Origin of the sequence: Vibrio sp. 10N.261.51.F12, assembly GCF_041471725.1 — a bacterium.
Lineage (GTDB): Bacteria > Pseudomonadota > Gammaproteobacteria > Enterobacterales > Vibrionaceae > Vibrio.
Window position 1 is genome coordinate 255,615 of the sequence record NZ_JBFROV010000014.1, and the last position, 19,956, is coordinate 275,570.

At 44.7% G+C, this 19,956-nt stretch carries 20 protein-coding genes; 11 read left to right on the forward strand and 9 right to left on the reverse strand.

Annotated features, from left to right (window positions below; genetic code table 11):
- Positions 1–65 precede the first annotated feature (65 nt).
- The 5 genes from AB4405_RS08405 to AB4405_RS08425 all read left to right on the forward strand — a co-directional run bounded on the left by AB4405_RS08405 (position 66) and on the right by AB4405_RS08425 (position 3,637).
- A complete protein-coding gene (locus AB4405_RS08405; RefSeq protein WP_372060411.1) occupies positions 66–1,268 on the forward strand; it encodes an MFS transporter in 1,203 nt (400 codons plus the stop codon).
- Between the two features lie 79 nt (positions 1,269–1,347).
- Positions 1,348–1,911: a DUF1415 domain-containing protein gene (locus AB4405_RS08410; RefSeq protein ID WP_372060412.1), complete on the forward strand. Its 564-nt coding sequence runs from the start codon at positions 1,348–1,350 to the stop codon at positions 1,909–1,911.
- Positions 1,912–2,013: 102 nt separating this feature from the next.
- Positions 2,014–2,145, forward strand: coding sequence for a hypothetical protein (locus AB4405_RS08415; RefSeq protein ID WP_372060413.1), 132 nt, complete (start codon positions 2,014–2,016; stop codon positions 2,143–2,145).
- 210 nt (positions 2,146–2,355) lie between these two features.
- Positions 2,356–2,619 carry a hypothetical protein gene (locus AB4405_RS08420; protein WP_372060414.1) on the forward strand — a complete coding sequence of 88 codons (264 nt, stop codon included), beginning with the start codon at positions 2,356–2,358 and terminating at the stop codon, positions 2,617–2,619.
- Between the two features lie 445 nt (positions 2,620–3,064).
- The gene (locus AB4405_RS08425; protein WP_102470575.1) at positions 3,065–3,637 is read left to right on the forward strand and encodes a nucleoside triphosphate pyrophosphohydrolase family protein; all 573 of its coding nucleotides are present in this window, start codon (positions 3,065–3,067) and stop codon (positions 3,635–3,637) included.
- Positions 3,638–3,725: 88 nt separating this feature from the next.
- Here the strand turns inward: AB4405_RS08425 and btuD are convergent, their stop codons facing one another.
- The 9 genes from btuD to AB4405_RS08470 all read right to left on the reverse strand — a co-directional run bounded on the left by btuD (position 3,726) and on the right by AB4405_RS08470 (position 12,083).
- Entirely contained in the window at positions 3,726–4,484 is a 759-nt protein-coding gene (gene btuD / locus AB4405_RS08430) for a vitamin B12 ABC transporter ATP-binding protein BtuD (RefSeq protein ID WP_372060415.1), read from the reverse strand.
- A complete protein-coding gene (btuC, locus tag AB4405_RS08435) occupies positions 4,468–5,466 on the reverse strand; it encodes a vitamin B12 ABC transporter permease BtuC (protein ID WP_372060690.1) in 999 nt (332 codons plus the stop codon). Before btuC ends, btuD begins: the two co-directional genes overlap by 17 nt.
- A gap of 45 nt (positions 5,467–5,511) precedes the next feature.
- Positions 5,512–6,540, reverse strand: a complete 1,029-nt coding sequence (locus AB4405_RS08440) for a succinylglutamate desuccinylase (protein ID WP_102470573.1) — start codon at positions 6,538–6,540, stop codon at positions 5,512–5,514.
- Between the two features lie 198 nt (positions 6,541–6,738).
- Positions 6,739–8,538 (reverse strand): M3 family oligoendopeptidase, encoded by a 1,800-nt coding sequence (locus AB4405_RS08445; RefSeq protein WP_372060416.1) that lies wholly within the window; start codon positions 8,536–8,538, stop codon positions 6,739–6,741.
- A complete protein-coding gene (locus AB4405_RS08450) occupies positions 8,531–9,148 on the reverse strand; it encodes a histidine phosphatase family protein (protein WP_372060417.1) in 618 nt (205 codons plus the stop codon). The genes AB4405_RS08445 and AB4405_RS08450 overlap by 8 nt, the downstream gene beginning before the upstream one ends.
- A gap of 67 nt (positions 9,149–9,215) precedes the next feature.
- Positions 9,216–9,758 (reverse strand): bifunctional adenosylcobinamide kinase/adenosylcobinamide-phosphate guanylyltransferase, encoded by a 543-nt coding sequence (gene cobU / locus AB4405_RS08455; RefSeq protein ID WP_372060418.1) that lies wholly within the window; start codon positions 9,756–9,758, stop codon positions 9,216–9,218.
- A gap of 11 nt (positions 9,759–9,769) precedes the next feature.
- Positions 9,770–10,558: an adenosylcobinamide-GDP ribazoletransferase gene (locus AB4405_RS08460; protein WP_372060419.1), complete on the reverse strand. Its 789-nt coding sequence runs from the start codon at positions 10,556–10,558 to the stop codon at positions 9,770–9,772.
- On the reverse strand, positions 10,555–11,583 hold the full coding sequence (gene cobT / locus AB4405_RS08465) for a nicotinate-nucleotide--dimethylbenzimidazole phosphoribosyltransferase (protein WP_372060420.1): 1,029 nt from the start codon (positions 11,581–11,583) through the stop codon (positions 10,555–10,557). Before cobT ends, AB4405_RS08460 begins: the two co-directional genes overlap by 4 nt.
- A 215-nt stretch (positions 11,584–11,798) precedes the next feature.
- Positions 11,799–12,083, reverse strand: a complete 285-nt coding sequence (locus AB4405_RS08470; RefSeq protein ID WP_372060421.1) for a hypothetical protein — start codon at positions 12,081–12,083, stop codon at positions 11,799–11,801.
- Between the two features lie 377 nt (positions 12,084–12,460).
- Here AB4405_RS08470 and AB4405_RS08475 point away from each other — a divergent pair, with 377 nt between their 5' ends.
- From AB4405_RS08475 to AB4405_RS08500, 6 genes are all read left to right on the forward strand, one after another.
- Complete coding sequence (locus AB4405_RS08475) at positions 12,461–13,345, forward strand: RNA polymerase sigma factor RpoD/SigA (protein ID WP_372060422.1); 885 nt, start codon at positions 12,461–12,463, stop codon at positions 13,343–13,345.
- Between the two features lie 123 nt (positions 13,346–13,468).
- On the forward strand, positions 13,469–14,152 hold the full coding sequence (locus AB4405_RS08480) for an oxidoreductase (RefSeq protein ID WP_372060423.1): 684 nt from the start codon (positions 13,469–13,471) through the stop codon (positions 14,150–14,152).
- A 159-nt stretch (positions 14,153–14,311) separates the two neighbouring features.
- Positions 14,312–15,682 (forward strand): L-cystine transporter, encoded by a 1,371-nt coding sequence (locus tag AB4405_RS08485; RefSeq protein WP_372060424.1) that lies wholly within the window; start codon positions 14,312–14,314, stop codon positions 15,680–15,682.
- 248 nt (positions 15,683–15,930) lie between these two features.
- Entirely contained in the window at positions 15,931–18,129 is a 2,199-nt protein-coding gene (locus tag AB4405_RS08490; RefSeq protein WP_372060425.1) for an FUSC family protein, read from the forward strand.
- 10 nt (positions 18,130–18,139) lie between these two features.
- Positions 18,140–19,753, forward strand: a complete 1,614-nt coding sequence (locus AB4405_RS08495; protein ID WP_372060426.1) for an efflux transporter outer membrane subunit — start codon at positions 18,140–18,142, stop codon at positions 19,751–19,753.
- Entirely contained in the window at positions 19,753–19,956 is a 204-nt protein-coding gene (locus AB4405_RS08500; protein WP_102470561.1) for a DUF1656 domain-containing protein, read from the forward strand. The genes AB4405_RS08495 and AB4405_RS08500 overlap by 1 nt, the downstream gene beginning before the upstream one ends.

Consider the following 19,956-nt stretch of genomic DNA (forward strand, 5'->3'; position numbering starts at 1 on the left):
TTATCTGGACACAAACAGCACCGGCAACGACATAACGAATTCGAACAGGATAAGAGAGGCAAACTGTGATTGAGCGGCACTCAACGGAATATAACCGAGTCACGTGGGGCTTATCCTTAGGTTCCTTTTTAGTATTCTGTAACTTGTACCTGTTCCAACCTATTCTTCCTCAATTGGCGCAGCATTTTTCCGTATCAGAAACACAAATCAACTGGGTGTTTGCCGCCTCTACACTTGCGTTGTCCGTCTGCCTTGTTCCGTGGGCAATCAGCTCAGAAAGTATGGGCCGTCGATTTGTAATGTTAACCGGTCTATTGATGGTCCCTATCATTGGTGGGTTAATGCTGCTAACTGAAAGTCTATTATCTTTGGTAATACTGCGCGCTATGATGGGGTTCGCACTTGCCGCCTTCGCCTCGGTTGCGGTTGCCTATATGGTAGAAGAGCTTTCTAGTGAAGCTTTTGGTACCGCCATTGGTGGCTATATTGCTGCCAATTCTTTAGGTGGTATTGCGGGACGAATCGCTGGGGGGGTATTAACCGACCTATTTAACTGGCAAACAGCCGTCATTGTCATCTCTATTTTTACCTTCATTTGCGTATTGATTGTCGCTTGGTTACTGCCCCCTCAACAACACTTCAAACCAACGAAAGGATTGTTTTATCATCATAATCGGGCACTCGTTAGCCATTTATCAAACACCAAAATTTGGCTAGCAATGCTCATCGGCGGGGTCAACTTTTCGCTTTTCGTTAATCTTTACTCTGTGATGGGATTTCGCTTGGTGAGCCACCCACATAATTTGCCTATCGCGATAGCCTCATTAATATTTCTTTGTTATCTCTCCGGAACCATTTCGTCCAAGTGGAGTGGTCTATGGCGTCGCCATTTCTCACCCTTATTTGGCATGGCATTTGGTGCAACGATCAGTTTATGTGGAATGTTAGTGGCGATTATTGACACCATACCCGCTATGATTATTGGCTTATTGATGATTAGCGGTGGCGCATTCTTTACTCATACACTCGCTTACGCGTGGGTCAGCCAAAAAGCCACTACGGCAAAAGCCACGGCCACCGCCCTATATTTGGTGCATTACTATATCGGCGGCAGTTTAGGTGGTTTCTTTTTACTGTACTGCTGGCAGCACAATCAATGGTTAGGCGTCGTCGAAGGCGGCTCAGTGTTATACCTGATTCTATTCGGTCTTTGTTGGAAACTTAAATTGGTCAGTGACCGACCTCAAGTACCTCTTCATTCTGCTTAACGAAAATTATTTGGCTAGTATTAGCGAAAGATCGTCAGCGATCATATAATCGGGTTAATCATTATATCGGTAGAGTGTTATGTCGTTACGTAAAGAAGTCGTCCTCATAGAAGAACAAGTTCAGCAATGGCTAAAAGACGTGGTGATTGGGCTGAATCTATGCCCATTTGCTGCAAAGCCTGAGCGCAACAAACAAATCAAGACGTTTGTGAGCTTGGCCGACAAAGAAGAAGGTTTATTGGAAGATATACTTGGAGAGCTAATGCTGCTTGAGCAGACTGAGCCACAGGATCTTGAGACGACGCTGGTCGTCGTGCCCAATATGTTAGATGACTTCATGGACTACAACTTTTTCATTGATTGGGTAGAAGCGCTCATTAAACAGAATGGTTGGGATGGCATTTATCAAGTTGCCACGTTCCATCCCAATTATTGTTTTGGAGGCGCGGCACCAGAGGATGATGAAAACCTAACCAATCGTTCTCCTTACCCCATTTTCCACCTGATTCGTGAAGCTAGCATGGAAAGAGTGCTTAAACACTACCCAGAGCCTGATGCCATCCCAGACAATAATATCGAGCGAGTAAGCCGTCTTGACGAAGTCGAGCGTAAAAAGCTTTTCCCTTATTTATTCGCTAGTTAGAACATAAACGCGAAGACAGTAAAGTTACATTTCAATAATAGCCATTTCACTGGTTTTCGGTGAGTGATAGTTTCTAGATAATGACCTTTGGAGACTATCACCATGAAAGCTTGGATTAAATTTATTCCGCTTGTATTACTTGTTACATACGTCATCACTTACGATGTGATGGATTCAACACAACACAACACACAGCTCGTTAATGCAACTCAACAAATGACCACTTCGGAATAGCGGCCTTCACTACCCTTAATCTAAACCAACGTTTCTAACTGAGCCTTAGTCTTAATCGCAACTTAGTCTTAATCGCAACCTTTAACAGGCGACAAAGGTGATGATTAACGTCTTACAAATGTACACAAAAATCATTATTCCATATAGTGATCGGTAAACTATTTACTGCTAACATCCCTATCAACAACAGCACGTTACACTGAGGTAATTATGGGAATGTCTCTTGCCGTCTTCATCAAAAATGATGACAGCGGGATCGAGCTCGCTCGTTTTAATCAAGCAACCAAATCGGAATTATTGGAACAATGGCATGCCATCCCTAGTGCGAAAGATGTCACCAGCCATTTTCTGGTACTGCTTAGCGAGCAAGAGCATATTAACGCCAAGTTTATTGAAGATAGGCATTTAACCCAACTGCTTCACCTTTGGGGAACCTTTGATAATTTTTACCAAGAGTTGCCTGAATTTGAATAATGCCCACGACCTGTAAATGGCGTCGGTCAAATAGTGTCTCAGGCACCATTTCAAAGAATCAAAGGTAAAAAGCCACCTCTTTCGAGATGGCTTTTTGTGACGATTCGGGACCCTAATTCCAAAACGTCGTTTCCAAAAAGTACGTGTACCTTTTGAAACTGGTTACCTAATTCACCTGTCATTGAGGTGAACTAAGCCAAACCGTAAACAACCGAGCATATTCACTCTATTGTTATAATTCAAAGTTAAGTATATGAATTGCTTATTCGTTGCGCAATATTGTTTTCATCACATTAGCGCATAACAATATCACAGCCAGTAATTTATTTCACTTAGTGAAATAAATTACTGGCTCGCGAAAGTTCCTCTGTGCCTAACTTCAGCTAGCTATCAACAACGCCCTTTGATAGGATCATTTTCATTGTAATCTAACGAAAAAGAACCGATGAACTTAACTAAACTTACCCAAGAAATATTTGACCATTTATATCAAGATATCACGGAGTTTCGTACCACATTTGATCTTCCAGTGAATGCGCCGTCTTCGTTAGATGATGCGGCCGATATGTTACATAGCTCGCTAGCCATTGAAGAGATGACGGAGCTGGCGGAAGCCGATTCAAAAATCGAGCAAGCCGACGCTATTATTGATTCGGTTTACGTCTTGATGGGAAGATTGGTTCACCTTGGCAATGACAAGGTTGAGGCGAACGTTGCGATTAGTTATTTAATCGAACTTCTGCTGCATGTCGCTGCCAACCGCAACATAGACTTTATCAAGTGCTGGGACGAGATTCACTCAAGCAATATGAGTAAAGTGTGCCGCAGTGAAGCTGAATATGCAGAAACAGAAGCACACTACGCCAAGCAAGGTATTACGTTGATGTCTGTGCAAAAAGGCGCGTATGTCATTGCTAAATGTGCCGAAGATTTTATCTCAGAAGCGAAAACAATTCGTAAAGGTAAGGTTTTAAAGTCGGTGTATTATCGCCCTGCTGACTTAGCACCCATTGTTTAAGTAACTACTGCATGCATAGTTAATAAATTTGCCGTTTAAAGGGCCTTATTTGGCCCTTTACTGTCACTCATTTTTATTATTTCAACAACTACTCATCAAACAGCAAGTATTCTCGACCGTGTATCGTGACGCGCTGCGCTTGAGTGGAATAGACTTGGCCAACATTACTCGCAGTCAATACTTCGTCACTACTACCCTGTTGTACCAATACACCATTGTTCAACATCACCACATGATCGGCACGCCTTAAAGTAACGTTAAGATCATGATTCGCCACCACGACAGCCGTCCCTTGCTCCATGATCCGCGCGATCATTTCATGTAAGTACTTTTCTTGCCCTACATCTAATGGCGCTGAAGGTTCATCGAGAACAAGCAGTTTGGCGAAAGGGTTAATCGGTTTCCAGATTTGTAAGCAACATGCGGCCAGTCTGACTCGTTGCCACTCCCCTCCGGAAAGATGATGGACAGTTCGAGTGAGCATCGACGTCAAATTCAGCAATGCCGTTATTTCTGACACCGCGTGATTCACTTGCGTATTTTGCCCGTCGCAACAACTAGGAATGGACAGAGACAGATATTGGTAAACCGGCATATTAAAAGCCGGGCGTGACGACTGGTTTAGATACGCCCTCAACAGTGACAAATCCGCTAGCGACAACGACGACACCGCTTTGTCATCAATCGTGACCTGTCCCTCAGCCTCTAAGATACCCGTCAACGCAGACAAGAAGGTACTTTTCCCACTACCATTTGGCCCAATAATATGCGTCAGCTTCCCTTCCGGAATCGAAACGGATAACGGCAGTAAGCGAGTGCCCACGGATAAATTATGAACCTGTATCATGACTTTTTACCAACATCCAAATAAATACAGGCGCCCCTATGGTCGTTGTCATAACGCCCACGGGCAGTTCTGCAGAATCGAGCACGATACGAGCCAGTATGTCAGAAACCACCAACAAGGCAGCGCCTGACACCGCAGATAACGGCAATAAGTATTTGTTTTCAGTACCGAAAGCTAGGCGGAGAAGATGAGGGATCACTAGACCAACAAAACTGATCACGCCCCCCAAAGCAACCGATCCGCCCACCAGCAGTGATACAGCCAGGATTAATTGCCAACGGATACGATGTACATCCACACCAAGTTGTTGAGCGTGCACCTCGCCCACCATTAATTTGTCAAGAATGGAACCTTTGCTGCACAACCAGATCGCAACCGGGATCATAATCAGTGTCAGGCTGTGTTGATACCAACTCACACCGCCAACACTGCCCATCAACCAATACATCAGCTGACGAATACTAAGATCGTCACTAAAATAAAATGCCCAAGTAACCACAGCGCTCGATAGAATCCCCAGCGCTACGCCCACCAACAATAGCCGGGTCGTCGTTAAACGCATCGCGCGAGCCATGCCAACGAGTAGTAAGGTAAAACACAAGGCACCGCCGACACCAGCCAACATAAATGCAACAGGGGTTGCGGCGACCGGCAATACAAACAGAACCAACACCATACCTAGGCTTGCGCCCCCGGAAATCCCGAGGACACCCGGCTCTGCAAGTACGTTCCCGAGCAGCACTTGAAGTGCCGCTCCAGACAACGCAAGTGCTGCACCAATCGCGGCGGCGGCAAGCAAGCGCGGTAACCTGAGATCGTAAAGCAACCTAGATTCAAGCTTTGTTTGTGGCGAGAATGGATTAATAAGTATTTCACCTACAGAAAGGTGAAGAAAAGCGCAACCTATTAAGACGATGCTCATCGCTGCAATAAGCGTACGCCAACGTCTTTGGTTTTGATTCAGTAACTGATTGAATTTCATATGAGGGAGAATAACAGTGGCGTTAAAATACGCCACTGTTTTTTGCTAATCGTAGACCAGTTGGTCATCCTCGTAGCGAATGGCTACTTTTACCACCATGAGTGCAGCACGCTGGCCGACCTCGACTCGACGGTTTGGAAAAACAATCGCCTCATGATCATTTTTTGCCATTAATGGCTTATCGCCATCATGCCCAAACACTTCGCCATGTTTGAATTCGGTGAAATTCTCTACCTGCTCATCAAACAAAAAATCGAAGTCTTCTTGCTGACGCACGATGGTTCGTGAGACTCGATACATGACTGGAGGTTTTGCGATATGCTCCGCGACTTCTGAAGACAGCAAGTCTCTTGTTGCGATGTCAAATGCTAACAGCTTTTCTAGATTATTCTCGCCAATCTTTGCGACACGGCCAAGCTCCATTGTCAGCGCTTGTGCTGCAAAATTCTCAGCCGAATACCAACTGAAGGTGCTTGAGGGCGCATTCGATAATAGCGTCGCATCAATGTGCGCGCTGGCGACATAATCAAATAAAGCCTTGCTGCGAACCGGGTGGCGTGTTTTAGGGCTCACCACAAATGAGTAATGGGCAGAAGCTCGAATCGCACAGTGTAGGTCTAAATGCCAACGTTGAGACTCAGGCGTGTCTTGATAAAACGCACTCACCTGTGACTTTAAATGTTTAGCAATCGCCACTTCACGGTTCATTGGATGCGAACGCTCGTCAAACAAACGATTTAAGTTTTCATCGATGTAGCGGATATGCTTATTCGTCGACTCTGGATGAGCAATGATAAAAAGACAACGAGCATTTAATTTAAGAAAACCCGACTCGATATCTTCCACCATTTTGTCTACCAGTTCCATCGGCGCTGTTTCATCGCCATGAATACCGCAAGAAATAATGATGTGCTTGCTGTGTTTATTTATCGTACTAGGTGTTACTTCCAATATTCCACGATGAGTAAGATCCATTTTTGCACCGGAATCGGTCACCATGGATTTAGCTTGAAACTCAACATGGGTTTCGAGCGTATCTTTAAGAAATGATTGGCGAAAAAACGATTTCGTCATGCGCTGCTCCCTATCTAACAGCGGTATGGTAATGAATCATTACGCAAATTTATAGGGAGCGGATCGCGTTTATAGAAGTAAATCATGTTTGAAAACAAGATTTACTTCTATTTGATGACAAATCATCCACACCACTCACCATTTATTGAACTTTGTTTCCCATTTTCACGCGAAATGTTACTTTGCATCAAAGCAGATTCACCGTGATACTTCGTTCAATAATGCTTCAAATTCATCTACTTTTTGTTCCAATCTCGCCATACTTTCTTGCCAGAACGTCGATTGAGTTAAGTCACTCCCCATATGTTTAGACACCACCTGTTCCGCCACATAAGACCCTGTATCACGCAGTAGCGCGACATAATCAGGGTAGAATGTCTCCCCTTTAGCTGGACGCTGTGCATAGACGCCTAAACTAAACAGGTAACCAAACAGATACGGGTAGTTGTAAAAACTCAATTCCGAGATGCTGAAGTGAAGTTTGCTTGCCCAAAAGTAAGGATCTTGCCCCTCCATTGAGTCTCCATACCAAGCCTGCCATGTCTCAGACATCAATTGGCATAGTTGGTCGGAATCGAGCTCTGCTTCTTCTCGAGCTTGATAAAAAGCCTTTTCAAATTCATACCGGACGGGAATATTGATGGTGAGCGCATACGCCGACGATAATTCTTCCCAGAGCATTTCGAGTTTCTGTTCCGGTGTGCTGGCATGGCTTAATAGGTAATCACGCACTATATTTTCAGCGAAGATCGAGGCGGTCTCTGCCAGTGTCATCGGATATCGAGTACGACAAAGTGGTAGGTCTCTCATTACCCAGTTATGAAAAGCATGGCCGAGCTCATGAGCCAAAGTGAGTAAATCTGAACGACTGCCACCCCAGGTCATGAAGACAAGTGGTGTCCTCGTGGCCGCGAGTTTTGTACAGTACGCGCCTAATCGGCGATTTTCTGATGGTTCCGCGTCTATCCAGCCGTTATCGACCATCGTTTGAACAAACTCGGCCATAGCAGGGTCTACGGTTAAAAAGGCAGATTTAATGACCTCAATGCCTTCAGAAAATGAGTAGACCTGTGGCTCGCTATCATTAAGCGACGGCATGGCCGCTAAATGATTCCATGGCGTCATCTTATCACTACCATGTACCCGAGCCATTAATCGGCCAGCGCGTTGTCCTATGTGTTGATTTGATTTCGCTACCGACATCATTGCATCAAGGGTTTCTCGTTGAATACGATTCTCCCTCAAGCTGGAATCTAAGAAATGTTCGTCTTGCTGAGCCGACCGTTTCTTCGCTTCATTCAAGCGCCATCCCGCTAGGGCATTCAAAATTGCGGCAAACGAGGTAGCGTTTTGTTTCATCGCCGTTTGAATGCCTTCCCAAGCCGCCTGTTGTTTTGAAAATTCGCTGCCGTATAAAAGACTAGCAGCCTGTGAAAAGCCAACTGTTTCAGGACCTTGTTCGGTGATCATTGTGATCTGCAAAGCACCAGTAACATTATCGTACAGGCGCCCCCATGCATCTCTTCCATCGACTTGCATTGCAGAAAGTAATTGCTCTTCTGGAATGCTCAATTGCGTCTGCGCTTTGCGTTGAAGCAATTCTATCTGGAAACCTTGTCCTGCCACACTTGGGTCTTCGTGCTCAAGTACCTGTTCGATAAAATCAGTGTTCGCTAGTGCCAACGTATTTTCATACGGCGTAAACGCTTGATCTAACTGCGAGCTAAGTTGCGCAATTCGACCAATCAATTGTTTCGCTTGCGTATTTGAAGCATTGGTGGACGCGTAACAAGTTGCAAGTGTGTTTACTGTCGCAAGAAGTGTGCTGGCTGCCGACTTAGTTTGAATAGCATTTTGCATGGCTGTCACTTGCGCACGCTCGTCTTGATGACGGTTAAGCAGTTCTATCGTACGTTGGATTAATTCAATGTCCTGCTCAACTTTTGAATCAGAAAGATCACGATAAGCAATGGTCAGATCCCAAATAGGTTTATTCATCAGTCGGTCCTTTTATTGACGCGCCAATCGTTTTAACGAGAATATGTTCTGGCATGTCTGGGTTAATTTGAATATGAGTCAGTGAGCCATTTTGAATTGACAAGGTCGAATACCATTTTGCATTCGTCCAATCGATAGCAAGAAGATGCGCAAGTATCATCCGTATGACACCGCCATGGGTGACCACTAAGGTATCGACGCTTTGTGCGGCCAACACTTTCCAATATTGAACAATACGGGCATGGAAGTCAGTCAGGGATTCGGCGTTAGGCAGTCTATGCTGCGAAGGCGATGACCAAAAAGGCTCAACCGCTAACCATTCCTGTTCTGTCATCGACTTAAATGGAACGCCGTCTATATCTCCAAAGTGCATCTCACGCATCACAGGATGAATGGTTAAGGGGCAATGATGTAAATGAGCATATTGTTCGGCGAGCTTTTGACAGCGAATAAGTGGAGAGGTCTGTACCTCTTTAATGCCCGTTAATGCGGATTGCAATTGCGTCAGTAGCTGGCGATTCTCTGTCACGGAAACTGGAATATCAGTATGTCCGTAGAGTGCAGCATCCCCATTAACTTTCCCATGCCTAAGCAGATAGATATTAATCATCAATTCTTTCACTTAATGGTTCACGACTTACGGACCTAACAACAATACCCAAGCAATGAGCGAAGCGTTAATCAGCCCCTGATTTCAAGACTAAAGGTAAACCAGCGGCAACAAAGACCACCCGTTGCGAAACAGCGGCAATGATTTGATTCATTCTTCCCGCATTGTCAACAAACAAGCGTGTTACCTCCCCCATAGGCACCACCCCCATGCCCACTTCATTAGAGACAAGGATGACGTGTGCGGAACACTGTTGCAACGCAAACGCTAGGGCCTCAATCTCTTCTTGAAGGCTTTGATTTGAGCACGCCTTCCCTTGATAATAAATCACGTTGTTGAGCCACAGTGTTAGGCAGTCGATCAATACAACGTCGTCCTCATCAAACCTCAATAATTGCAGGGCTAAACTGGTTGGGCATTCCCACTCCTTCCAACCCTCACCGCGTTGTGCTTGATGGTGCTCAATTCGACTCACCATTTCATCATCAAGTGCTTCAGAGGTTGCCACGTAATGCATCGATTTCTCAGGTGTGGTGAGTTCATGTACTCGATTCTCAGCAAATCGAGACTTTCCTGAACGCGCTCCACCTAAAACAAGCTCTATTGGCATTATCAGTACGCCTATTGTCCAATTAGAATCAGAAGTGCTAGGTAAATCAACAGTTCCATAATTTGCTGAGCAGCCCCTAAGCAATCTCCGGTATAGCCACCGATTCGACTCAGAAGCCAACGTTTAAATGTGATATGGAATGCGATAGCAATAACGATCAGCCAAAATGTAAACTCCAGACTGATAAAACACGCAGGCAATAACCCACAAACCGACAAAAAAATCAGCTCGCTAGGGTGTTGTGTATTCGCAAGGGGCTTACTTTTGCTGCCTTCGGGGTCCGATACATAGGGCATTGTCGAGATGAATGACGCCGCAACCGCTCGGCTTGTGGTGTAGCCAACAATCCAAACCGCAAATAACGATACCACGCTGCTCAATTCAACTAATGCCACATACTTCAGCAATAGGCCCATCATTAATGTCGCTGCGCCATAAGTACCCAAACGACTGTCTTTCATGATGACGAGCCGCTTTTCTAGTGTCATTCCACCACCAATGCCGTCTGCCATATCGGCTAACCCATCTTCGTGGAAAGCACCCGTTAAGAGTAAACTCACAATCATTGTCGCCACAATGGCGACAGAGGTTGGCAACACCGCATTGAACGCGGAGAATACTACGGCACAAATCAAACCAAGCAGCAGTCCGACTAAGGCGAAATATCGCCCCGCTCGGTTCATTCGCTCACTTGAGTATGGCGTAGCAGCGGGGATAGGCAGGCGCGAAAAAAAACTCAAGGCCAAACAAAAAAGCTGCCATTGATAGCGCAGCCAACTCGACTTGTGTTCGTCACTCACACCGTGACTCCAGCGCTCTCGAAGCTCGCCATATGGTTATAAAACTCAACGGCGCACGCAACCAGTGGATACGCCAAAGCAGCGCCTGTACCTTCGCCTAATCTCAATGATAAATCTAATAGCGGGCGAGCTTGTAAGCGCTCAAGAACAAGCTTATGGGCACCCTCGTCAGAACGATGCGCAAAAATCATATAATCACGAGTTTCAGGTGCAATTTTTGTGGCAACGTAAGCCGCAACCGACACAATAAACCCATCGACTAAAACGGGTACTTTATTCTCTGCGGCACTGATAAAAGCACCAACCATATGGACAATTTCAAACCCGCCGACTTCACTGAGTACTTCCATCACGGATTTATCGGCGCATCGTTCGAGACCAAGTTGCACTAAATCACGCTTTCTTGCCAGTTGCGTCAACGTAATGCCAGTACCAAAACCAACACTTTGTTCAACGGGAACATGAGCAAGACTAGAAAACAACGCCGAGGCTGAACTGGTATTGCCTATACCCATTTCACCAAATATTAACAGCTCACATCCTGTTTCCACTTTACGTGTCACCAATTCACTGCCACTTGTTAAGCCCTGGGCTACCTGTTCCATAGACATCGCGGCTTGAGTTGAGAAATCGTGTGTTCCGGCGCCAACCCTGCTTCGTATGAGCACATTTGACGTTGTCTCTACCGCCTCTAGAATTCCGCAGTCAACCACGTTGAAATCCAACTGATTAGTACGGCAAAAACAATTAATTGCTGCACCACCTGCTAAAAAGTTCAGCACCATTTGGTGGGTCACTGAGCTGGGTGCAATACTCACACCTTGGTCGGCGATTCCGTGATCACCGGCGAACACAATAACAGAAGGAGAGTGGATAGTTATTCGTTCTATTAGCTTACCTATTCGATTACTTTGGATTTGAGCTAACTGAAATGCAAGCCCTTCTAGCGCCCCTAGCGCTCCAAGTGGCTTTGTTTTTTGATCAATACGATGTTGAATCTGGGCGTCGAATTTTTTATCTAGCATAAGTCCATTCTCATATAACGATTTGATTGGAGAGTGTTCGATTATCCATCTATTGCTTAAACAAAAATCGTCGTAGTGGTTTTCGTTCAGTGTACTGGTAAGTAGTAGGTAAACCAAGGAAATTGAAACGTTTTTCATTACCAAAAAGTCCTCGACTCGCGAGGACTTTTATGAATAACGAGCCGTTAGACACACGGCAAAACGTAGTGGTGCTATCAGTGTTTTTGCTGGAGTTCGCTAAACAACAGCGCCAAGCTGTCTTCTGATACTTTCGACGAGTCAACATGGCACGATTGGCATCCATCCAAAGCTCGTGAACATTGTTGCTTCATCATCACTTGGTCAAGGTTTCGAATACCCTGCTTGCTATCGATTTCAATAGACTTAAATATGTGGCAACGCTCAGTGTTCGGGGAATCAACCAAACCAACGATGGATACACCTTGCGATTTTGCGAGCGTCAATAGTTCTTCAAGCTTCTGTTGTAATTGTTTGTTCATTTTTTTGTCTACCCTAAACTGCGGCGATAAGTGTGCTCATTTCGACTAAAGTCTAATGCACTGTTTTGATGTCACAACCTTGTCTTCGCAAAATCGTATCTCTGTCAAACTTTCTGTTTGAATCTGCCAGCTGCAATAATGTTAACATTTATAAAGCCACACCATACGAATGTAAACATATTGATGCAAAAATCAATAACATGCTCACTAGTATGAAACATAAAATTCATTGCACAAATAGCATGTTTTAACAAATTAACAATTGTAATTTGTTTTAACTTTATTGTAACGTAAGGGTATGGCGTACAGCGAATGCGCCAATAAGGCGATATAAATATCCAATCAGTATAATTACAAGCAGTAGGAAGGGATTATCTATGGGTGCAGTTCAAGCTAAGGATAGCAGTTCAAAATCAAGAAATGATGATGCTCACAATATCGGCACTACTTATTTCAAAGAAGTCTCCAATCATCACTTACTGACGGCCGAAGACGAACGTCATATAGCACGTAAAGCTCGTGCAGGCGATGCGCAGGCTCGACAAAGCCTAATCAATTCCAATCTACGTTTGGTTATTCGTACCGCCAAACGTTATATGGGAAGAGGTGTTGATTTCTATGATCTCATCAATGAAGGGAACATTGGCCTGATCCAGGCTGTCGATAAATTTGACCCTGAGCTAGGCTTTCGCTTTTCGACCTATGCGGTATGGTGGATTCAGCAATCTATTGATCGCGCGATCATGAATCAAGGTAGAACCATTAGAGTCCCGGTCCACGTTACTAAACAAATACGAGAGTGCAGCAAAGCGGAACGAGAACTGCGGAAAGAAGGGAAGCACGAACCTACATCTGCAGACATCGCCACTCGGACTGGTCGCTCTCCTGAAGATGTGAGTAAGCTTTTAAAACTCACTGAGCAATCATTATCTCTCGACAATGGTTGGGATGATGATAGTGATAGCAAAGATCACTTGCAAACCATTGACGACGATGACGTCTTTGAGCTGCCAGAGCGTGAAATTGTAAGTCAAAACCTTAATAAAGCCCTGCTTCAGTTAGTGGATAGCTTACCCGAGAAACAGCGCGTTATTCTTTATCATCGTTTTGGTTTACTTGATGACACTCCGAAAACACTGGAAGAAGTGGGGATGATTGTCGGCGTCACTCGTGAGCGTGTTCGTCAGATTCAAAAAGGGGCGATGGATGTGTTAAAAGAGAAACTTCACCGACAAAATCTTACAAAAGAAGAAGTGGTCTAGTAAACACTTGCGACTCGTCGTAATGCAATTGTCTGATTGAATTGGATTAACTTAACGACAATCACAACACATAAGTAAAATGTTATCTATAGTCCTTCATAGTTTATCTTGAGGGACTTTTTTATGACGCAACATTTTAATGTCATGATTGCAGGCGCTTCTGGCTTAGTGGGAAGTAAACTTCTTGCTCTGTTAGAACAAACACAACATGTACAATCCATTACCGCATTATGCCGCTCACCTATCAACAGTGAATCAGATAAAACAAAGGTCATTCTAGATGGTGCATTAAGAATCACAGATTCGGACCAACTGCAGTGCACTCCCACCCTTGGCTTTATTTGTTTGGGCACCACGCTTAAACAAGCAGGTAGCAAAGCCGCATTAGAAAAAATCGACTATGAGCTCGTCTGTGATGTTGCGCAAACGATGAAAATGGTGGGGGTAACCCACATAGCGGTTGTATCCAGTTTAGGGGCATCGGCACGTTCGCTATCCCACTATTTAAAGTGCAAGGGTCGTGTCGAGGCACGTATTTGTGGGATGGATTTCCAACGAGTTGTATTTGCCCAACCAGGTCCACTTGCAGGAAGAGAAGCAAACCTCCGACCAGATGAGAAATTTGTTCAAACTCTGTTCAAGGTCATCAACCCAATAATGAGAGGACCATTACGTAAATTCACCCCCATCCCGGCAGAGTCTGTTGCCAAGGCGATGCTTTATAGTCTGATAAACCAAGAAAGTACAAAATGCGTCGCGTATGATTCTGCAAAAATGCGAGACATGCTCGCCGATTATAATCACTGAACGTAATAACGAGTCTTACATATAACTTATAGCACTAACTAATGACATTTATTTATTGTTAACGATTACACGAGATCGGTAACTTAGCGAACTCATATCCTGAAACCCTAGTTAAATAAGGGTTTTATAAAAGCTAGAATATAAATAAAGGACGCTTATATGTCAGTTGCTGTTATCGCATCACTCGCGGTATTTGTGGGCATACTCTTTTTCTTGTACGGACAACAACAAAAAGAAAACACTCTCTCCCGCTTAGTATTATTTGGTTTGGTGCTTGGCAGTGCGTTTGGACTTGCGCTGCAACTTGTTTTCGGTGAAGGCAGTGTCGCTATCGCAACCACGCTTGAATGGGTGAGCATTGTCGGCAGCGGCTATGTCGGCTTATTAAAAATGGTCATCATGCCCCTTGTACTCGTGTCAATGATTGCTGCTGTGGTCAAGCTCGAGAAAGGTGGTTCACTGGGCCAAATCAGTGGATTAACCATATCGGTACTGCTTGCGACAACCGCTATTTCAGCGATTATAGGCATTGCTGTCACACAGGCCTTTGGCTTGAGTGCAGAAGGCCTTGTTGAAGGCTCACGTGAAACGGCTCGAATTGCCGTACTCGAAAACCGAATTGATCGCGTCACGGACCTTAGCATTCCTCAAATGCTCATCAGCTTTATTCCAACCAATCCATTTGCTGATTTGACTGGCTCGCGTTCAACATCCATTATCGCTGTTGTCATTTTTGGTGTACTTACCGGTATCGCCGCACGTAAAGTGATGGTCGAAAAAGCGGAGCTTGAATCACCAATTCGTAACTTTGTCGAAGCGACGCAGTCAGTCGTAATGCGATTGGTCAAGATGATCATGGCACTGACGCCTTATGGTATCGCCGCTCTCATGGCAAAAGTGGTTGCAACATCAAGCGCTGGTGACATCCTAAGCCTCCTTGGATTCATTGTTGCTTCTTACGTTGCCATCTTCTTAATGTTTGTTGTGCACGGACTTCTTGTTTCTCTCGTTGGTGTGAATCCAAAGGAATATTTCCAAAAAATTTGGCCCGTACTTACCTTCGCGTTTTCCTCTCGTAGCTCAGCGGCCACTATTCCACTTAATGTTGAGGCACAAGTCACCAAGCTTAATGTTCCACCAGCGATCGCTAACTTATCAGCGTCATTTGGTGCGACGATTGGTCAAAATGGCTGTGCGGGTATTTATCCGGCCATGTTAGCCGTAATGGTAGCGCCAACTGTTGGTATAGACCCGATGGACATTAACTTCATCTTGTCGCTTATTGGTATTATCACCATCAGTTCATTTGGTATCGCAGGCGTTGGTGGCGGTGCTACATTCGCAGCTTTGATTGTTCTTCCTGCGATGGGGCTTCCAGTCACCATTGCTGCGCTGTTGATTTCTATCGAACCACTTATCGATATGGCTCGTACGGCACTCAATGTATCTGGCGCAATGACAGCCGGCACAATAACTAGCCGCTTGCTCAAGCGAAAAGAAGCAAAAGCACTGAAACAAGCGAACGCTTAACTTTATGCGCCTTCCACTAAAGCGATGCTCATGCATCGCTTTTTTTCGTTAAAAACCTCTCATAAAAAGCACTATTCGTAATAATTTTCAAATACCTAGCTAATTAGTGTCTATAATTTTCGTATTGTTAGAACAATAGTCAACGAATAACGAAATCGTGGTTATCTACCCTTGTATTTTGGTTAACCCTTTAACTCGTAAGGCCGTCATTAGCGCTGCCGATACGCTAGTCATTTGTATTATGGACGATGAATAACAACACTAAGTTTGCGACAAAAGTCGCCGTCAGTTTAACGTTAGCGTACCTTATTCCTTTTGGACTTGGGTGGCCTCAGGCATCAACAGCAGCCACTACCGTTATGCTCATCGCCTCTGTTGGCGGGCAAAGAGAATCTCTTGAGAAAGGGACACTTCGTGTTTTAGGAACCGTTGTGGGCGCGGTAATCGGGCTGCTCCTTGTCGGGTTATTCGCACAAGAACGCCTGTTATACATGCTGAGCGTATCTGTCATTGTCTCCTTCATCTTTTATTTTCGTAATGCCTACCAAAAAGATCCAACGCTGTTCATGCTCACGGGCGTCATGACCCTGATGACCTCCAATGGTGGAGATGCCACAGGAGCCTTTATCTATGGCGTTGACCGTGCTTACATGACCATTTTCGGCGTAGTGGTCTACACGCTAGTTGGCACATATCTATTCCCGAATAAAATTGAACAAAACCTTCGCGAAATGACCCAAACAACACTACAAACTCAAAGGGATTTGTTTGAATCTGTCGTGACATTATTGAACATCCACATTCACTCGGAAGTTGCACAACCCAACCACGATGACAACGTCAAACCCTCTACCGAGACCAAAGAACTAAAAACACGCATTGATAAGCAAATAGCCACATTATTTAAGGCGCAAAACGAGCTAGAACTTCGTTTTGCCAATGTGAGCAAGGAATGCAGCGAGGTTTCCGCTCACCTTCGCGAATGGAAACTTGTCTTGCACTACACGCAAAATGTCACGCAGCTCTTAGTGAGTACCGCTCACGGTCACTTTCATCATGGTAATAGCCAAGCAATGATGCGAGATTATGAGGCGTTTATTGATGATATCGACGCATTGTTTCAACGTTGTCATGACGAATGGCACATCACCGATTCTTCATACCGAGCGAGCGAGAACAAAATTGAAATTGATGCAGAGGTACTAGGCGAAGCTGAGCATCTCAGCAAAGCCACGGCATTAACCCTCGCTTTTGTCATGAATCGTCTTCAATCTCAGTTATCCAGGCTCGCTGAAACCATCAGCTGTATTGATTCAATGACCAAACAGGTCTCTTTCACTGAAAAACTTAAGCCACCGCCAAGCACGTTCGTTTGGTGGGACGCTGAGAATTTTAAAACCGCCATTAAAGTATTCATCACGTACTGGGTATCGAGTGCGATATGGATCTTCATCAATCCTCCCGGCGGATATAGCTTCGTTATTTTTTCCACTATTTTTATGTCACTGCTTTCGTTTATGCCAGTGCACCCAAAACTGTTGGGCGCATTATTTACCTTTGGTTTTGTCTTCTCAGTGCCTGCCTACATTTTTGTTCTTCCTCAGCTAGAACTAGGCGTTGAATTAGCATTGTTTCTCTTTATCTATACTTTTATTGGCTTTTACTTATTTAAAGGCCCTATTACGATTTTTTTCATGTTGGGGCTATTCACGTTAGGCATCAATAATCAAATGACCTACCATTTCGGCATTATTATGACCATTATGATGCTGTTTTATTTAATCGTTATCATGATTGTTTTTTCACACTACTTTCCTTTTTCCTCAAAAGCCGAGCACCTATTTCTTACCGTTCGCGAGCGTATGTTTCGCCATCAATATCATCTAATTGGTCGTATTCAATCTCCGACTCCTTCTTGGTTAGATAGGCTGCTCATCCCATTACACGCAAAAACAATGAATATTGCCGCAAAAAAACAAACTTTATGGGCCAGTAAAATCGATGTCCGATACTTCTCGGAGAATACCACTTTGTCACTCAATCACTACGCTTCTGCATGCCAGACCTTAGTCAATCACACCAACAACCTTTTAATGGCTCAATCAAATCTGAAAAATAACCCATTGATTACTAAGCTTAGACAGGAGCATCACGATACCGTGATACCAAAACTAATTAGGCTGCACAACACGCAGGCCGAATCAACACCCAGTGAACAAACTAAGCGACACCGTGTATTTTCTTCGCTCCACCACGAATACAGTAAAACAGAACAAGCTATTGAATCATTTTTTCAAGGATTGGATTTGGACAACTATAGCCAAGACGACATCGCAAGCTTTTACGTGTTTCTTAATTTGAAGCGCAACGTGTTTGAATCTCTGATTCAGGTGAACAACGCAAGTCAATCACTTGCGTTTGCTAACCTAAAACAGCGCCGCTTTTAGGGATAGAACAATGACCAGCTTTAATTACCGCTCACCTTTGATTCTATTCGCTACCGGCATTTTATCGGCATGCACAACGGTTGGTCCTGATTTTCAGCTCGAAAACGAATCGACGCCCCTGCCGAGTCATTGGACATCCGAGCAAACAAAACAAGACAGCCTCTCCACCGCCATTTGGTGGCAACAGTTTCAGGACCCAACGCTGAATAGCCTGGTCGCACAAGCCTCTCAGCAAAACCTTGACGTAGAAGCGGCTGGGCTGCGCATATTGCAAGCTCGCTCAGTACTCGGTATTGCCGATGGATTTCGTTATCCGCAAGTGCAAGCGGTGTCCGGAAACCTTGCGTATGCCTATCAAAACACTCATTCATTCAATAACGCGGCGCTCACCTTCGACACGGGTTGGGAGATGGACGTGTGGGGAAAATACGCACGGGGGATCGAATCGGCACAAGCAAGCTATTACGCGTCAATCGCCTCTTACAACGACATACTCGTTACCATTACCTCAGAGGTTGCGCGCAATTATATTAACTACCGTACCTTTCAAGAGCGTGTATTGCTTTCGCAACGCAATATTGAGATACAACAGCGCGTCGTAAACATCACTCGTGTTCAGTTTGAGTCAGGCAATGTAACCGAACTCGATGTGCAACAAGCACAAAACCAATTATTTACCACGATGGCCGCATTACCAAGCCTTAAGGTCGCCATGCTACAAGCCAGAAACGCGCTCGCTGTTTTACTTGGAACCTTACCAGAAGACGTCATCCCACTACTACACACTGGTATTGAAGAAAAAATTGCGCTTTACGAGCAACAATTTCAGGCCAGCGGTCGAAAAGTATCGGCCCGCGAGAGTGATGCGTTTTCAATCGTTCCGTCTGCCCCTGAATTAACACCTGATATCGACGCCAACTTGGTGCTTAGACGACCTGATTTACAAGTCGCCGAACTTCAAGCTCATGCTCAAAGTGCTCAGATTGGTGTCGCCGAAGCGGCCCTCTACCCTAGCTTTTCATTATTTGGTTCGATAGGCATTAACAGCACAACCCCAACTGGCAGTAGCTTTAGCTTTAGTGATTCACTGACCCTTATCGCAGGTCCAAGTTTTAGTTGGAACATCTTCCAATACGGACGGATCAAAAACAACGTTCGCTTTGAGGATGCACGCTTCCAAGAAACCATCACCAACTACAACAAAAAAGTACTGCTCGCCGTTCAAGAAGTGACTAACGCACTGGAAGCCTATGAACTATACCAAGAGCAGCAAGCCTTGCGACTCCAATCGGTTGATTCTTCGATTCGAGCCTTTAACATTTCTATGACTCAATATGAAAATGGGCAGATCTCATTCGAGCGATTGTTAAGTTCATTAGAAAAAATGACACGAAGCGAAGACAGTTACGCGCAGATAAAAGGCAATGTTTCAAATCAGGTCGTTGCGTTGTACAAAGCGCTTGGTGGGGGTTGGCAAGTTCGTTCAGGTAAGGCGTTTGTCGCCCCTAATTTAGTTGAAAAAATGAAACAACGTACTGACTGGAGTGATCAATTGTCTGAAGAAGCAATCACAATGCCTTCCATAAGCAGTGACAAGCAGGCAACACCACAGGAGCAACCCTAATGCCCCATGAACTCGCTTGGGGGGATATCTACTTCTCCCCACTCCTATTAGTGTTGGTTATTGCACTCTGTGCAACTTGGATCACAGTGATTATTTTGAATAAGACAAAACTGGCGCGTTTTGTTGTCTTCCCATCGCTGACATTTTTAGCCTTACTCGTGGTGTATGTCGTTGCTATTGATAGCTTTTATTTAAGGTTCTAG

What these genes read in the sequence shown, in the direction of transcription:
- AB4405_RS08425 (WP_102470575.1), top strand. Translation starts at nt 3,065, where the DNA reads ATGAACTTAACTAAACTTACCCAAGAAATATTTGACCATTTATATCAA.
- btuD (WP_372060415.1), bottom strand. Translation starts at nt 4,484, where the DNA reads ATGATACAGGTTCATAATTTATCCGTGGGCACTCGCTTACTGCCGTTA.
- AB4405_RS08410 (WP_372060412.1), top strand. Translation starts at nt 1,348, where the DNA reads ATGTCGTTACGTAAAGAAGTCGTCCTCATAGAAGAACAAGTTCAGCAA.
- AB4405_RS08450 (WP_372060417.1), bottom strand. Translation starts at nt 9,148, where the DNA reads ATGATTAATATCTATCTGCTTAGGCATGGGAAAGTTAATGGGGATGCT.
- AB4405_RS08445 (WP_372060416.1), bottom strand. Translation starts at nt 8,538, where the DNA reads ATGAATAAACCTATTTGGGATCTGACCATTGCTTATCGTGATCTTTCT.
- AB4405_RS08415 (WP_372060413.1), top strand. Translation starts at nt 2,014, where the DNA reads ATGAAAGCTTGGATTAAATTTATTCCGCTTGTATTACTTGTTACATAC.
- AB4405_RS08500 (WP_102470561.1), top strand. Translation starts at nt 19,753, where the DNA reads ATGCCCCATGAACTCGCTTGGGGGGATATCTACTTCTCCCCACTCCTA.
- cobT (WP_372060420.1), bottom strand. Translation starts at nt 11,583, where the DNA reads ATGCTAGATAAAAAATTCGACGCCCAGATTCAACATCGTATTGATCAA.
- AB4405_RS08480 (WP_372060423.1), top strand. Translation starts at nt 13,469, where the DNA reads ATGACGCAACATTTTAATGTCATGATTGCAGGCGCTTCTGGCTTAGTG.
- cobU (WP_372060418.1), bottom strand. Translation starts at nt 9,758, where the DNA reads ATGCCAATAGAGCTTGTTTTAGGTGGAGCGCGTTCAGGAAAGTCTCGA.
- AB4405_RS08485 (WP_372060424.1), top strand. Translation starts at nt 14,312, where the DNA reads ATGTCAGTTGCTGTTATCGCATCACTCGCGGTATTTGTGGGCATACTC.
- AB4405_RS08475 (WP_372060422.1), top strand. Translation starts at nt 12,461, where the DNA reads ATGGGTGCAGTTCAAGCTAAGGATAGCAGTTCAAAATCAAGAAATGAT.
- AB4405_RS08420 (WP_372060414.1), top strand. Translation starts at nt 2,356, where the DNA reads ATGGGAATGTCTCTTGCCGTCTTCATCAAAAATGATGACAGCGGGATC.
- btuC (WP_372060690.1), bottom strand. Translation starts at nt 5,466, where the DNA reads ATGAAATTCAATCAGTTACTGAATCAAAACCAAAGACGTTGGCGTACG.
- AB4405_RS08470 (WP_372060421.1), bottom strand. Translation starts at nt 12,083, where the DNA reads ATGAACAAACAATTACAACAGAAGCTTGAAGAACTATTGACGCTCGCA.
- AB4405_RS08440 (WP_102470573.1), bottom strand. Translation starts at nt 6,540, where the DNA reads ATGACGAAATCGTTTTTTCGCCAATCATTTCTTAAAGATACGCTCGAA.
- AB4405_RS08490 (WP_372060425.1), top strand. Translation starts at nt 15,931, where the DNA reads ATGAATAACAACACTAAGTTTGCGACAAAAGTCGCCGTCAGTTTAACG.
- AB4405_RS08495 (WP_372060426.1), top strand. Translation starts at nt 18,140, where the DNA reads ATGACCAGCTTTAATTACCGCTCACCTTTGATTCTATTCGCTACCGGC.